The following is a 15791-nucleotide window of genomic DNA, read 5'->3' as shown; positions in this document are numbered from 1 at the left end:
CGATTCGTGTCTGTACCGCCCACAAGGTGTGTTTGACGAGGTTGCGACTGGAACGAAGTTGTCCCGAGGGACGGAAGCTAACCAGGTAACCCGGCTACACACTGACGAATCGTACCAAGGCCCACGATGCCCGAAGACCGTTCACAGTTCGCCCTTACCTGCTCAATTCCCCCTTGAGCCACTCGTTCATCCCGTCGCCCTCCCCGCCAAACCCGGCTTGATCGCCAAGCTTCTGGTCAGCGAGCAGCCATCACCACGCACTGAGTACGTGGCTGGCAAATGGAATTTTCCACCTAGACCTATGCGACGAGGTTTTTCCCCATGGCACTGACACGCGAACAGCAAATTGCAGCCCTTGAAAAAGATTGGGCTGAAAACCCACGCTGGAAAGGCGTAACCCGCGCTTATTCCGCTGCTGACGTCGTCCGCCTGCGTGGCTCGGTTCAACCTGAGCACACCTTTGCAAAACTCGGCGCCGAGAAGCTTTGGAAGCTGGTCACCCAGGGTGCCAAGCCGTCCTTCCGTCCCGAAAAAGATTTCGTCAACTGCATGGGCGCCCTCACTGGCGGCCAGGCAGTCCAACAGGTGAAAGCCGGTATCCAGGCGATCTACCTGTCCGGCTGGCAAGTGGCAGCGGACAACAACTCCGCTGAATCCATGTACCCCGACCAATCGCTGTACCCGGTGGACTCGGTACCCACCGTGGTCAAGCGCATCAACAACTCGTTCCGCCGCGCCGACCAGATCCAGTGGAAAGCCGGTAAAGGCCCGGGCGACGAAGGCTACATCGATTACTTCGCCCCGATCGTGGCGGACGCTGAAGCCGGTTTCGGCGGCGTACTCAACGCCTACGAGCTGATGAAGAGCATGATCGAGGCTGGCGCTGCCGGCGTGCACTTCGAAGACCAGTTGGCATCAGTAAAGAAATGCGGCCACATGGGCGGCAAGGTATTGGTTCCGACTCAGGAAGCCGTACAAAAGCTGACTGCTGCTCGTTTGGCTGCTGACGTTGCTGGCACCCCGACCATCATCCTGGCCCGTACCGACGCTAACGCCGCCGACCTGCTGACGTCCGATTGCGACCCGTACGACCAGCCATTCGTAACCGGCGAACGGACTCAGGAAGGCTTCTATAAAGTGCGCGCCGGTCTCGACCAGGCGATCGCCCGTGGCCTGGCCTACGCGCCGTACGCCGACCTGATCTGGTGCGAAACCGCCAAGCCGGATCTGGACGAAGCTCGCCGCTTTGCCGAAGCGATCAAGAAGGAATACCCGGACCAACTGCTGTCCTACAACTGCTCGCCTTCTTTCAACTGGAAGAAGAACCTGGACGACGCGACCATCGCCAAGTTCCAGCGCGAGCTGTCCGCCATGGGCTACAAGCACCAGTTCATCACCCTGGCCGGCATTCACAACATGTGGCACAGCATGTTCAACCTGGCGCACGACTACGCCCGCAACGACATGACCGCCTACGTGAAGCTGCAGGAACAGGAATTCGCTGACGCCGCCAAGGGCTACACCTTTGTGGCGCACCAGCAGGAAGTGGGCACCGGCTACTTCGACGACATGACCACCGTGATCCAGGGCGGCACCTCGTCCGTGACCGCGTTGACCGGTTCGACCGAAGAAGAGCAGTTCCACTAAGTAGCGAGTACACGGCCAGTGCGGCCCCATGGAAGACCTAACCGCATTGCCGCACAACAATCACGCCCCGACTGGTTCGGGGCGTTTTTTTGCTCGGGAAAAACTTCCTGGGATACAGGAGATTAAAAATGTGGCAGCGGGCTTGCTCGCGAATGCGACCTGTCAGTCAAGGAAGTGCTGACCGAACCATGGTATTCGCGAGCAAGCCCGCTCCCACAAGGCAATGCACGCCATCTGAAGGTTTTGCGCAAAACATTGATCCAGAGCGGTGTTTACCCGAATCAAATCAGTTAAAAGATCCCCATCAGCAACTAAGCACCCATCAAGCAAGTAACGGCAACTTCCCCCGCCACACGAGAAACATTCGCTTAAACCCTGCGCAAACAATATTCATTATCATTTAGCGCATGAAAACTTCGTTACCCGTTAAACAAAACAGAATTGATTAAATGCCCGCTAATCCCCGCCCCACAAGGGCTACAGCCCCAAGAAGGTGCACTATGTGCTTATTCCATCGAATAATTTCGCTATCGGAATTTTACTTGCCCGGTGTTTAGCCATAAAATCACCGCGATTGATTGCAGTGCGACATATCGTCACTGCATCGTTACTTTTTCGAGCTCAGAGACCTTTGCTCTCTGTTAAGGATTTCCAGCATGACCGAAGCGACAGGACTCATGGCCCACAACTGGGGCTTTGCCATTTTCCTCCTCGGTGTTGTCGGCCTTTGCGCCTTCATGCTTGGTGTCTCCAGCCTCCTCGGGTCAAAAGCCTGGGGCCGCAGCAAAAATGAACCGTTCGAGTCCGGCATGCTGCCTACAGGTGGCGCCCGCTTGCGGCTCTCAGCCAAATTCTATCTGGTCGCGATGCTGTTCGTGATCTTCGATATCGAAGCCCTCTTTCTCTTTGCCTGGTCTGTGTCCGTCCGCGAAAGCGGCTGGACCGGATTCGTCGAAGCCCTCGTTTTCATAGCAATTCTGTTGGCAGGCCTTGTCTACCTATTTCGAGTGGGCGCCCTTGACTGGGCTCCGGAAGCTCGTCGCAAGCGGCAAGCGAAGCTGAAACAATGAGGCTTTGGCGATGCAATACAATCTCACCAGGATCGACCCGGATGCTCCTAACGAGCAGTACCCAATCGGCGAACGCGAAACCGTTTCCGACCCGTTAGAAGACCAAGTCCACAAAAACATCTACATGGGCAAGCTCGAAGACGTGCTGAGTGGCGCGGTCAACTGGGGACGTAAGAACTCCCTGTGGCCGTACAACTTCGGCCTTTCGTGCTGCTACGTGGAAATGACCACCGCCTTCACGGCGCCCCACGACATCGCGCGCTTTGGCGCCGAAGTTATCCGGGCATCACCGCGCCAGGCGGATTTCATGGTTATCGCCGGAACCTGCTTTATCAAGATGGCGCCGATCATTCAGCGTCTCTACGAGCAAATGCTCGAGCCAAAGTGGGTTATCTCCATGGGTTCGTGCGCCAACTCCGGTGGCATGTACGACATCTACTCCGTCGTTCAAGGGGTGGACAAGTTCCTGCCCGTGGACGTCTACGTGCCTGGCTGCCCGCCCCGCCCTGAAGCATTTCTGCAAGGCTTGATGCTGTTGCAGGAATCGATTGGCAAGGAGCGTCGCCCACTTTCCTGGGTCGTCGGCGATCAAGGCGTATACCGCGCCGAGATGCCTTCGCAAAAGGAACAGCGCCGCGAACAGCGAATCGCAGTCACCAACCTGCGCAGCCCTGACGAAGTCTGATCCAGCACCGCTTCTTTTATAGAACGAAACCCTGGCTTCATTCTTTACGTTGACCGAAAGCGATAAAAAACCATGACTACAGGCAGTGCTCGACGCATCCCGCCTTATAAGGCAGACGACCAGGATGTGGTCGTCGAACTCAATAACCGTTTTGGCCCTGACGCCTTTACCGCCCAGGCCACACGCACCGGTATGCCGGTGCTGTGGGTGGCGCGCGCCAAGCTCGTCGAAGTCCTGACCTTCCTGCGCAACCTGCCCAAGCCATACGTCATGCTCTATGACTTGCATGGTGTGGACGAGCGTCTGCGCACCAAGCGCCAGGGGCTGCCGAGCGGCGCCGATTTCACCGTGTTTTATCACCTGATGTCGCTGGAGCGTAACAGCGACGTGATGATCAAGGTCGCGCTGTCCGAAAGCGACCTGAGCATTCCGACCATCACCGGCATCTGGCCGAACGCCAGCTGGTATGAGCGTGAAGTCTGGGACATGTTCGGCATCGACTTCCCGGGCCACCCGCACTTGACGCGCATCATGATGCCGCCTACCTGGGAAGGTCACCCGCTGCGCAAGGACTACCCTGCGCGCGCCACCGAATTCGATCCGTTCAGCCTGACGCTCGCCAAGCAACAGCTTGAAGAAGAGGCCGCACGCTTCCGTCCGGAAGACTGGGGCATGAAACGCTCCGGCACCAACGAGGACTACATGTTCCTCAACCTGGGCCCGAACCACCCTTCGGCGCACGGTGCCTTCCGTATCATCCTGCAACTGGACGGCGAAGAAATCGTCGACTGCGTGCCGGACATCGGCTACCACCACCGTGGTGCCGAGAAGATGGCCGAGCGCCAGTCCTGGCACAGCTTCATTCCGTACACCGACCGTATCGACTACCTCGGCGGCGTGATGAACAACCTGCCGTACGTGCTCTCGGTCGAGAAGCTGGCCGGCATCAAAGTGCCGGACCGCGTCGACACCATCCGCATCATGATGGCCGAGTTCTTCCGGATCACCAGCCACCTGCTGTTCCTGGGTACCTACATCCAGGACGTTGGCGCCATGACCCCGGTGTTCTTCACCTTCACCGACCGTCAGCGCGCCTACAAGGTGATCGAAGCCATCACCGGTTTCCGTCTGCACCCGGCCTGGTACCGCATCGGCGGTGTGGCGCATGACCTGCCAAACGGCTGGGAGCGCCTGGTCAAGGAATTCATCGACTGGATGCCCAAGCGTCTGGACGAGTACCAAAAGGCTGCGCTGGACAACAGCATCCTCAAAGGCCGCACCATCGGCGTGGCGCAATACAACACCAAAGAAGCCCTGGAATGGGGCGTCACCGGTGCTGGCCTGCGCTCGACGGGTTGCGACTTCGACCTGCGTAAAGCACGCCCGTACTCCGGCTACGAGAACTTCGAATTCGAAGTGCCGCTGGCGGCCAACGGCGATGCCTACGACCGCTGCATCGTGCGCGTCGAAGAAATGCGCCAGAGCCTGAAGATCATCGAGCAGTGCATGCGCAACATGCCGGCAGGTCCGTACAAGGCGGATCACCCGCTGACCACGCCGCCGCCGAAAGAACGCACGCTGCAGCACATCGAAACCCTGATCACGCACTTCCTGCAAGTTTCGTGGGGCCCGGTCATGCCGGCCAACGAATCCTTCCAGATGATTGAAGCGACCAAGGGTATCAACAGTTATTACCTGACGAGCGATGGCGGCACCATGAGCTACCGCACCCGGATTCGTACCCCAAGCTTTGCGCACTTGCAGCAGATCCCTTCGGTGATCAAAGGCGAGATGGTCGCGGACTTGATTGCGTACCTGGGTAGTATCGATTTCGTTATGGCCGACGTGGACCGCTAAGCATGAACAGCACGCTTATCCAGACAGACCGTTTCACCTTGAGTGAAACCGAGCGCTCGGCCATCGAGCACGAGCTGCATCACTACGAAGACCCGCGCGCGGCGTCGATCGAAGCCTTGAAGATCGTCCAGAAGGAACGCGGCTGGGTGCCCGACGGCGCCCTCTACGCGATCGGCGAAATCCTCGGCATCCCGGCCAGCGACGTTGAAGGTGTGGCCACGTTCTACAGCCAGATCTTCCGTCAGCCGGTGGGCCGCCACATCATTCGCGTGTGCGACAGCATGGTCTGCTACATCGGTGGCCACGAGTCCGTGGTCAGCGAGATCCAGAACAAACTGGGCATCGGCCTGGGCCAGACCACTGCGGACGGGCGCTTCACGCTGCTGCCGGTGTGCTGCCTGGGCAACTGCGACAAGGCGCCGGCGTTGATGATCGACGACGACACATTCGGTGACGTGCAGCCTGCTGGCGTGACCCAATTGCTTGAGGGCTACCCATGACCCTTACATCTTTCGGCCCGGCCAACCTGATCAAGCGTTCGGCCGAGACTCACCCGCTGACCTGGCGCCTGCGTGACGACGGCGAACCGGTATGGCTCGACGAATACCAGGCCAAGAACGGTTACGCGGCTGCGCGCAAAGCCTTCGCCGACATGGCTCAGGACGACATCGTCCAGACCGTGAAAGACGCCGGCCTTAAAGGTCGCGGCGGTGCAGGCTTCCCCACGGGCGTGAAGTGGGGCCTGATGCCCAAAGACGAATCCATCAACATCCGCTACCTGCTGTGCAACGCGGATGAAATGGAGCCCAACACCTGGAAAGACCGCATGCTGATGGAGCAACTGCCCCATCTGCTGATCGAAGGCATGCTGATCAGCGCCCGTGCGCTGAAAACCTACCGCGGCTACATCTTCCTGCGTGGCGAATACACCACCGCCGCCAAGCACCTCACCCGTGCCGTGGAAGAAGCCAAGGCAGCTGGCCTTTTGGGCAAGAACATCTTGGGTTCCGGTTTTGACTTCGAACTGTTCGTGCACACCGGCGCCGGGCGTTACATCTGCGGTGAAGAAACCGCACTGATCAACTCCCTCGAAGGCCGCCGCGCCAACCCGCGCTCCAAGCCGCCCTTCCCTGCCGCCGTAGGCGTGTGGGGCAAGCCGACCTGCGTAAACAACGTGGAAACCCTGTGCAACGTGCCGGCGATCATCGCCGACGGCGTGGACTGGTACAAATCGTTGGCCCGCGAAGGCAGTGAAGACATGGGCACCAAGCTCATGGGCTTCTCCGGCAAGGTCAAGAACCCTGGCCTGTGGGAGTTGCCATTCGGCGTGACCGCACGCGAGCTGTTCGAGGACTACGCCGGCGGCATGCGCGACGGCTACACCTTGAAAGCCTGGCAGCCAGGCGGCGCCGGCACCGGTTTCCTGCTGCCCGAGCACCTGGACGCACAAATGTATGCCGGCGGCATCGGCAAGGTCGGCACCCGTATGGGGACCGGCTTGGCGATGGCGGTGGACAACACCGTGAACATGGTCTCGCTGCTGCGCAACATGGAGCAGTTCTTCTCCCGCGAATCCTGCGGTTTCTGCACCCCGTGCCGTGACGGTTTGCCCTGGAGCGTGAAGCTCTTGATGGCGATCGAGAAAGGCGAAGGCCAGCCAGGCGACATCGAGACCCTGCTGGGTCTGGTCGGTTTCCTCGGCCCAGGCAAGACCTTCTGTGCTCACGCACCGGGCGCCGTGGAACCATTGGGCAGCGCAATCAAATACTTCCGCTCTGAATTCGAGGCTGGCATCGCACCTGCGCGCGCCGGCGATCTGAATCAGGTGGTCACACCGACCATGGTTGGTGCGTAACGCTTAAAAAGGCGAAGGGCCCGTGCGCTTCGCCTTCTCATGTGCTGACGCCTTTAAGGCTGTGTAGATGCACATGAATAACAAGATTCCATTAGCCACGCCCGCTGACAACGGGCCAACGAAGAACTTTGAACCATGGCCACTATCCACGTAGACGGCAAAGCGCTCGAAGTCGATGGGGCAGACAACCTGTTACAGGCATGTCTCTCACTAGGCCTCGACATCCCTTATTTCTGCTGGCACCCAGCCCTTGGTAGCGTTGGTGCCTGTCGCCAGTGCGCGGTCAAGCAGTACACCGACGAGAACGACACCCGTGGTCGTATCGTCATGTCCTGCATGACGCCAGCCACCGACAACACCTGGATCTCCATCGAAGATGAAGAATCCAAGGCGTTCCGCGCCAGCGTTGTCGAATGGCTGATGACCAACCACCCCCACGACTGCCCGGTCTGTGAGGAAGGCGGTCACTGCCACCTGCAAGACATGACGGTGATGACCGGCCACAACGAGCGCCGTTATCGCTTCACCAAGCGTACCCACCAGAACCAGGACCTCGGCCCGTTCATTTCCCACGAAATGAACCGCTGCATCGCCTGCTACCGTTGCGTGCGCTTCTATAAAGACTACGCCGGCGGCACCGACCTGGGCGTATTCGGCGCCCACGACAACGTGTACTTCGGTCGCGTTGAGGACGGCGTGCTCGAAAGCGAGTTCTCCGGCAACCTCACCGAGGTCTGCCCGACCGGTGTGTTCACCGACAAGACTCACTCCGAGCGCTACAACCGCAAGTGGGACATGCAGTTCTCGCCGAGTATCTGCCATGGCTGCTCCAGCGGTTGCAACATCTCCCCGGGCGAGCGCTACGGCGAACTGCGTCGCATCGAAAACCGCTTCAACGGTTCGGTCAACCAGTACTTCCTGTGCGACCGTGGCCGTTTCGGCTATGGCTACGTCAACCGCGAAGACCGCCCACGTCAGCCACTGCTGGCCGATGGCGCCAAGCTGAGCCTGGACGACGCGCTGGATAAAGCCGCCGACCTGCTGCGTGGCCGCAACATCGTCGGTATCGGTTCGCCCCGCGCCAGCCTCGAAAGCAACTACGCGTTGCGCGAGCTGGTCGGCGCCGAGTACTTCTACTGCGGTATCGAAGCCGCTGAGCTGGAGCGCATCCGCCTGGTCCTGCAAGTGCTGAACGACAGCCCGCTGCCGGTTCCGAACATGCGTGACATCGAAGACCACGACGCGATCTTCGTGCTTGGTGAAGACCTGACCCAGACCGCCGCGCGTATCGCGCTGTCGCTGCGTCAGTCGGTCAAAGGCAAGGCCGAAGACATGGCCGATGCCATGCGCGTTCAGCCCTGGCTCGACGCTGCGGTGAAAAACATTGGTCAGCACGCGCTGAACCCACTGTTTATCGCCAGCCTGGCTGAAACCAAGCTCGACGACATCGCCGAAGAATGCGTCCACGCCGCACCGGACGACCTGGCCCGCATCGGTTTCGCCGTGGCTCACGCCCTCGACGCCAGCGCGCCTGCCGTCGAAGGCCTGGACACCGAAGCCGGTGAACTGGCCCAGCGTATCGCCGACGCCCTGCTGGCCGCCAAGCGCCCATTGATCATTGCCGGCACCTCGCTGGGTTCCAAAGCACTGATCGAAGCGGCTGCCAACATCGCCAAAGCCTTGAAGCTGCGCGACAAAAACGGTTCCATCAGCCTGGTCGTGCCGGAAGCCAACAGCCTCGGCCTGGCCATGCTCGGCGGTGAATCTCTTGACGCGGCCCTGCAAGCCGTGACCGACGGCAAAGCCGACGCCATCGTGGTACTGGAAAACGACCTGTACACCCGCACGGATTCGGCCAAGGTCGACGCCGCGCTGGATGCGGCCAAAGTGCTGATCGTTGCCGACCATCAGAAGACCGCCACCAGCGATCGCGCCGACCTGGTGCTGCCGGCTGCCACCTTCGCCGAAGGCGACGGTACGCTGGTCAGCCAGGAAGGCCGCGCCCAGCGCTTCTTCCAGGTGTTCGATCCGAAGTACATGGACGCCAGCATCCTGGTTCACGAAGGCTGGCGCTGGCTGCATGCCCTGCGCGCGACCCTGCTGAACCAGCCGATCGACTGGACCCAGCTCGACCACGTCACCGCAGCGGCCGCCGCAAGCGCCCCGCAGCTGGCACGTATCGTTGATGCTGCACCGTCTGCCTCGTTCCGCATCAAGGGCCTGAAACTGGCCCGTGAACCGCTGCGTTACTCCGGCCGTACCGCCATGCGCGCCGACATCAGCGTGCACGAACCGCGTACCCCGCAAGACCCCGACACCGCGTTCGCCTTCTCCATGGAAGGTTACTCGGGTTCGGTCGAGCCACGTCAGCAGGTGCCGTTTGCCTGGTCGCCGGGCTGGAACTCGCCACAGGCCTGGAACAAGTTCCAGGACGAAGTCGGTGGTCACATCCGCGCTGGCGACCCGGGCACACGCCTGATCGAAAGCACCGGCGATTCTCTGAACTGGTTCACTGCCGTACCGCGTCCGTTCAACCCGGCCCAGGGCACCTGGCAGGTTGTACCGTTCTTCCACCTGTTCGGCAGCGAAGAGACCTCTTCCAAAGCCGCGCCGGTTCAAGAGCGTATCCCGGCCGCTTACGTATCCGTGGCCAAGTCCGAAGCCGACCGCCTGGGCGTCAACGACGGTGCCCTGCTCAGCCTGAACGTCGACGGCAAGACTCTGCGTCTGCCGCTGCGCATCAATGACGAATTGGGCGCGGGTCTGGTTGCACTGCCAAAAGGCCTCGCCGGTATTCCGCCTGCGATCTTTGGTAAAACCGTTGACGGTCTGCAGGAGGCAGCGCAATGACCTGGTTCACCCCTGAAGTGATCGACGTGATCATCTCGGTCGTCAAGGCCATCGTGATCCTGTTGGCCGTGGTCGTTGCGGGCGCCCTGCTCAGCTTCGTCGAACGTCGCCTGCTGGGCTGGTGGCAGGACCGTTACGGTCCTAACCGCGTCGGCCCATTCGGCATGTTCCAGATCGCTGCCGACATGCTCAAAATGTTCTTCAAGGAAGACTGGACCCCGCCGTTTGCCGACAAGGTGATCTTCACCCTGGCACCGGTCGTGGCCATGAGCGCCTTGCTGATCGCCTTCGCAGTCATCCCGATCACCCCGACCTGGGGCGTGGCGGACCTGAACATCGGCTTGCTGTTCTTCTTCGCCATGGCCGGTCTGTCGGTCTACGCGGTGCTGTTCGCCGGTTGGTCGAGCAACAACAAGTTCGCCCTGCTGGGCAGCTTGCGGGCTTCGGCCCAGACCGTGTCCTACGAAGTGTTCATGGGCCTGGCGCTGATGGGCATCGTGGTGCAGGTCGGCTCGTTCAACATGCGCGACATCGTCGAGTACCAGGCGCAGAACCTGTGGTTCATCATTCCGCAGTTCTTTGGCTTCTGTACCTTCTTCATCGCTGGCGTCGCCGTGACTCACCGTCACCCGTTCGACCAGCCGGAAGCGGAACAGGAACTGGCCGACGGTTACCACATTGAATACGCCGGCATGAAGTGGGGCATGTTCTTCGTCGGTGAATACATCGGCATCATCTTGATCTCGGCATTGCTGGTCACGCTGTTCTTCGGCGGCTGGCACGGCCCGTTCAACATCCTGCCGCAACTGGCGTTCTTCTGGTTCTTCTTGAAGACGGCGTTCTTCATCATGCTGTTCATCCTGCTGCGCGCTTCTATTCCGCGCCCACGCTATGACCAGGTGATGGATTTCAGCTGGAGATTCTGCCTGCCGCTGACCCTGATCAATTTGCTGGTGACGGCTGCTGTTGTGTTGTTGAACACGCCAGCCGGCGCGGTTCAGTGAGGATTTGACCCATGTTCAAATATATTGGCGACATCGTTAAGGGTACCGGTACCCAGTTGCGAAGCCTGGTGATGGTTTTCGGTCACGGCTTTCGCAAACGCGACACCCTGCAATACCCGGAAGAAGCGGTGTACCTGCCGCCGCGCTATCGCGGCCGTATCGTGCTGACCCGCGACCCCGATGGCGAAGAACGTTGCGTAGCCTGCAACCTGTGCGCCGTGGCGTGCCCGGTAGGTTGCATCTCCCTGCAGAAAGCTGAAACCGAAGACGGTCGCTGGTACCCGGACTTCTTCCGCATCAACTTCTCGCGCTGCATTTTCTGCGGCCTCTGCGAGGAAGCTTGCCCGACCACCGCGATCCAGCTGACACCGGATTTCGAGATGGCCGAGTTCAAACGTCAGGACCTGGTGTACGAGAAAGAAGATCTGCTGATCTCTGGTCCCGGTAAAAACCCTGATTACAACTTCTATCGTGTTGCAGGTATGGCCGTTGCCGGTAAGCCGAAGGGCGCCGCACAAAACGAAGCCGAGCCGATCAACGTGAAGAGCTTGCTGCCTTAAGGAAGAAAGATGGAATTCGCTTTCTATTTCGCGTCGGGTATTGCAGTGGTGTCCACGCTTCGCGTGATCACCAACACCAACCCCGTGCACGCCCTGCTCTACCTGATCATTTCGCTGATCGCCGTGGCCATGACCTTCTTCAGCCTCGGCGCACCGTTTGCCGGTGTCCTGGAAGTGATCGCCTACGCCGGCGCCATCATGGTGCTGTTCGTGTTTGTGGTGATGATGCTCAACCTGGGGCCGGCTTCGGTCGCCCAGGAGCGCGTCTGGCTCAAGCCCGGCATCTGGCTCGGCCCGGTAATCCTCGCAGCGTTGCTGCTGGGTGAACTGCTGTATGTCTTGTTCGCTCACCAGAGCGGACAGGCCATCGGCCACACCACCGTAGACGCCAAAGCCGTGGGCGTCAGCCTGTTCGGCCCGTACCTGCTGGTGGTCGAACTGGCTTCGATGCTGCTGCTCGCTGCAGCCATCACCGCCTTCCACTTGGGCCGCAACGAAGCCAAGGAGCAATGACGATGCCTGCTATCCCCTTGGAGCATGGTCTGGCGGTCGCCGGCATCCTGTTCTGCCTTGGCCTGGTCGGCCTGATGGTTCGCCGTAACATTTTGTTCGTGTTGATGAGCCTGGAAATCATGATGAACGCTGCGGCACTGGCCTTCATCGTGGCAGGTAGCCGTTGGGGCCAGCCGGATGGACAAGTCATGTTCATTCTGGTGATCAGCCTGGCAGCCGCCGAGGCCAGTATTGGCCTGGCGATCCTGCTGCAACTGTATCGTCGCTTCCACACGCTTGATATCGACGCTGCCAGTGAGATGCGCGGATGAACATGATCTTTCTGACTTTCGTATTTCCCCTGATCGGTTTCCTGCTGCTGTCGTTCTCCCGTGGACGCTGGTCGGAAAACCTGTCTGCCCTGATCGGTGTGGGTTCCATTGGCCTGTCGGCGATTGTCGCTGCCTACGTCATCTGGCAATTCAACGTGGCACCACCCGAAGGCGGCCACTACACCCTGGTGCTGTGGCAGTGGATGTCGGTGGACGGCTTCAAGCCCAACTTCGCCCTCTACGTCGACGGCCTGTCGATCACCATGCTCGGCGTGGTGGTCGGTGTGGGCTTCCTCATCCACCTGTTCGCGTCCTGGTACATGCGCGGTGAAGCGGGCTACTCGCGCTTCTTCTCGTACACCAACCTGTTTATCGCCAGCATGCTGTTTCTGGTGCTGGGCGATAACCTGTTGTTCCTGTACTTCGGCTGGGAAGGCGTGGGCCTGTGCTCGTACCTGTTGATCGGTTTCTACTACAGCAACCGCAACAACGGTAACGCGGCACTCAAGGCGTTCATCGTTACCCGCATCGGCGACGTGTTCATGGCCATCGGCCTGTTCATCCTGTTCCAACAAGTGGGCACGTTGAACATCCAGGAACTGCTGGTGCTGGCGCCGCAGAAATTCCAGGTCGGTGACTTCTGGATCACCCTGGCTACCCTGATGCTGCTGGGCGGCGCGGTCGGTAAATCTGCGCAACTGCCACTGCAAACCTGGCTGGCGGATGCGATGGCTGGCCCTACTCCCGTTTCCGCACTGATTCACGCGGCAACCATGGTAACCGCCGGTGTCTACCTGATCGCGCGTACCCATGGCCTGTTCACCCTGGCGCCGGAAATCCTGCACCTGGTGGGCCTGGTCGGTGGCGTGACACTGGTACTGGCCGGCTTTGCCGCGCTGGTGCAGACCGACATCAAGCGTATCCTCGCCTACTCGACCATGAGCCAGATCGGCTACATGTTCCTGGCACTGGGCGTTGGCGCCTGGGACGCGGCGATCTTCCACCTGATGACCCACGCCTTCTTCAAGGCCCTGCTGTTCCTCGCTTCCGGTGCGGTGATCGTTGCCTGCCACCACGAGCAGAACATCTTCAAGATGGGTGGCCTGTGGAAGAAACTGCCGTTGGCCTACGCCAGCTTCATCGTCGGCGGTGCCGCTCTGGCGGCCCTGCCGTTGGTGACCGCAGGTTTCTACTCCAAAGACGAAATCCTCTGGGAAGCCTTTGCCAGCGGTAACCAGAACCTGCTGTACGCAGGCCTGGTCGGTGCCTTCATGACCTCGCTGTACACCTTCCGCCTGATCTTCATCACCTTCCACGGTGAAGCCAAGACCGAAGCACACGCAGGCCACGGCATCTCCCACTGGTTGCCACTGTCGGTGCTGATCATCCTGTCGACCTTCATCGGCGCCATGATCACCCCGCCACTGGCCGGCGTACTGCCGGAAAGCGCCGGCCATGCCGGCGGCGCTGCCAAGCACAGCCTGGAAATCGCCTCGGGCGCCATCGCCATCGCCGGTATCCTGCTGGCGGCACTGCTGTTCCTGGGCAAGCGTCGCTTCGTGACGGCGGTTGCCAACAGCGGCATTGGCCGTTTCCTGTCGGCCTGGTGGTTCGCCGCCTGGGGCTTCGATTGGATCTACGACAAGCTGTTCGTCAAGCCATACCTTGCTATCAGCCACATTCTGCGCAAAGACCCGCTCGACCAAACCATCGGTTTGATCCCGCGTGCTGCCAAGGCCGGTCACACCGCCCTGAGCCGCAGCGAGACTGGCCAGCTGCGTTGGTATGCAGCTTCCATGGCCGTCGGTGCCGTGCTGGTGATCGGCGCCATCGTTGTGGTAGCGGTCTGACTATGAACATTGCGTACTTTGCGAACTTGCGAAAGGAAACGAGCCCGTCATGATTCTGCCCTGGCTAATCCTGATCCCCTTTATCGGCGGCCTGCTCTGCTGGATGGGTGAACGCTTCGGCGCCACCCTCCCCCGCTGGATTGCGTTGCTGACCATGTCCCTGGAACTCGCACTCGGCCTTTGGCTGTGGGCGCATGGCGACTATTCATTTGCTCCGGCACCGGGCGTCGATCCCACCTTCGCGCTTGAATTCAAGCACGTGTGGATCCAGCGCTTCGGCATCAACGTGCACCTGGCCCTCGACGGCCTGTCGCTGTTGATGATCCTGCTGACCGGCCTGCTGGGTATCCTCTCGGTACTCTGCTCCTGGAAAGAGATTCAGCGTCACGTGGGCTTCTTCCACCTGAACCTGATGTGGATTCTGGGCGGCGTTGTCGGCGTGTTCCTGGCGCTGGACCTGTTCATGTTCTTCTTCTTCTGGGAAATGATGCTGGTGCCGATGTACTTCCTCATCGCGCTCTGGGGTCACAGTTCTTCGGACGGCAAGAAAACCCGGATCTACGCGGCGACCAAGTTCTTCATCTTCACCCAGGCTTCCGGCCTGATCATGTTGGTGGCGATCCTGGGTCTGGTACTGGTCAACTTCAACAACACCGGCGTGATTACCTTCAACTACGCCGACCTGTTGAAAACCAAGATGTCGCTGACCACCGAGTACATCCTGATGCTGGGCTTCTTCATCGCGTTCGCGGTGAAGCTGCCGGTGGTGCCGTTCCACTCCTGGTTGCCTGACGCTCACGCCCAGGCGCCGACCGCAGGTTCCGTGGACCTGGCCGGTATTCTGCTGAAAACCGCTGCGTACGGCCTGCTGCGTTTCGCCCTGCCGCTGTTCCCGAATGCCTCGGCCGAGTTTGCGCCGATCGCCATGACCCTGGGTCTGATCGGGATCTTCTACGGTGCGTTCCTGGCCTTTGCGCAAACCGACATCAAGCGTCTGATTGCCTTCTCGTCCGTTTCCCACATGGGCTTCGTACTGATCGGCATCTACTCCGGCAGCCAACTGGCGCTGCAAGGCGCTGTGATCCAGATGTTGGCCCACGGTGTTTCGGCCGCAGCCCTCTTTATCCTGAGTGGTCAGCTGTACGAGCGCCTGCACACCCGTGACATGCGTGAAATGGGTGGCGTGTGGTCGCGCATCGCCTACCTGCCGGCGATCAGCCTGTTCTTTGCCGCCGCGTCCCTGGGCTTGCCGGGCACCGGTAACTTCATCGGCGAGTTCCTGATCCTGATGGGTTCGTTCGTGCACACGCCGTGGATCAGCGCCATCGCTACCTCCGGCCTGGTATTCGGTTCGGTCTACTCGCTGATCATGATCCACCGTGCGTACTTCGGTCCGGCCAAGTCCGACACCGTCCTGCACGGGATGGATGCTCGCGAACTGATCATGGTGCTCGGCCTTGCGGTGCTGCTGATCTACATCGGCGTGTACCCGCAACCGTTCCTGGACACTTCTGCCGCGACGATGCATGGCGTGCAGCAGTGGTTCGGCACCGCCTTCACTCAACTCGCTTCGGCACGGTAAGAGCGCT

General features: G+C 60.2%; 13 protein-coding genes. All 13 read left to right on the top strand.

What is annotated here, in order from left to right; translation table 11 throughout:
- Positions 1-321 precede the first annotated feature (321 nt).
- The 13 genes from aceA (at position 322) to nuoM (ending at position 15784) form a co-directional block, all read left to right on the top strand.
- Positions 322-1647, top strand: coding sequence for an isocitrate lyase (aceA, locus tag AC19YS_RS27505; protein ID WP_003219577.1), 1326 nt, complete (start codon positions 322-324; stop codon positions 1645-1647).
- 656 nt (positions 1648-2303) lie between these two features.
- Positions 2304-2717, top strand: a complete 414-nt coding sequence (locus tag AC19YS_RS27500; RefSeq protein ID WP_003219575.1) for an NADH-quinone oxidoreductase subunit A — start codon at positions 2304-2306, stop codon at positions 2715-2717.
- A gap of 10 nt (positions 2718-2727) precedes the next feature.
- Positions 2728-3402, top strand: coding sequence for a NuoB/complex I 20 kDa subunit family protein (locus AC19YS_RS27495; protein ID WP_003174719.1), 675 nt, complete (start codon positions 2728-2730; stop codon positions 3400-3402).
- 72 nt (positions 3403-3474) lie between these two features.
- Positions 3475-5259 (top strand): NADH-quinone oxidoreductase subunit C/D, encoded by a 1785-nt coding sequence (nuoC, locus tag AC19YS_RS27490; protein ID WP_106579871.1) that lies wholly within the window; start codon positions 3475-3477, stop codon positions 5257-5259.
- 2 nt (positions 5260-5261) lie between these two features.
- Complete coding sequence (nuoE, locus tag AC19YS_RS27485) at positions 5262-5759, top strand: NADH-quinone oxidoreductase subunit NuoE (RefSeq protein WP_056861694.1); 498 nt, start codon at positions 5262-5264, stop codon at positions 5757-5759.
- On the top strand, positions 5756-7114 hold the full coding sequence (gene nuoF / locus AC19YS_RS27480; RefSeq protein ID WP_106579872.1) for an NADH-quinone oxidoreductase subunit NuoF: 1359 nt from the start codon (positions 5756-5758) through the stop codon (positions 7112-7114). The genes nuoE and nuoF overlap by 4 nt, the downstream gene beginning before the upstream one ends.
- Before the next feature lie 135 nt (positions 7115-7249).
- Positions 7250-9964: an NADH-quinone oxidoreductase subunit NuoG gene (gene nuoG / locus AC19YS_RS27475; protein ID WP_500603091.1), complete on the top strand. Its 2715-nt coding sequence runs from the start codon at positions 7250-7252 to the stop codon at positions 9962-9964.
- Positions 9961-10968, top strand: a complete 1008-nt coding sequence (nuoH, locus tag AC19YS_RS27470) for an NADH-quinone oxidoreductase subunit NuoH (protein ID WP_053256843.1) — start codon at positions 9961-9963, stop codon at positions 10966-10968. The genes nuoG and nuoH overlap by 4 nt, the downstream gene beginning before the upstream one ends.
- An 11-nt stretch (positions 10969-10979) precedes the next feature.
- Entirely contained in the window at positions 10980-11528 is a 549-nt protein-coding gene (gene nuoI / locus AC19YS_RS27465) for an NADH-quinone oxidoreductase subunit NuoI (protein WP_003174725.1), read from the top strand.
- 9 nt (positions 11529-11537) lie between these two features.
- A complete protein-coding gene (gene nuoJ, locus AC19YS_RS27460) occupies positions 11538-12041 on the top strand; it encodes an NADH-quinone oxidoreductase subunit J (RefSeq protein ID WP_017137519.1) in 504 nt (167 codons plus the stop codon).
- 2 nt (positions 12042-12043) lie between these two features.
- On the top strand, positions 12044-12352 hold the full coding sequence (gene nuoK, locus AC19YS_RS27455) for an NADH-quinone oxidoreductase subunit NuoK (protein WP_003219560.1): 309 nt from the start codon (positions 12044-12046) through the stop codon (positions 12350-12352).
- Positions 12349-14202 carry an NADH-quinone oxidoreductase subunit L gene (gene nuoL, locus AC19YS_RS27450; protein ID WP_119736278.1) on the top strand — a complete coding sequence of 618 codons (1854 nt, stop codon included), beginning with the start codon at positions 12349-12351 and terminating at the stop codon, positions 14200-14202. Before nuoK ends, nuoL begins: the two co-directional genes overlap by 4 nt.
- Positions 14203-14251: 49 nt before the next feature.
- Positions 14252-15784 (top strand): NADH-quinone oxidoreductase subunit M, encoded by a 1533-nt coding sequence (nuoM, locus tag AC19YS_RS27445; protein WP_106579875.1) that lies wholly within the window; start codon positions 14252-14254, stop codon positions 15782-15784.
- Positions 15785-15791: the final 7 nt, after the last annotated feature.

Source organism: Pseudomonas sp. MF08831, assembly GCF_059862645.1.
Note: the sequence above shows the minus strand (reverse complement) of the source record. Positions and strands in the feature narration are given on the sequence as shown.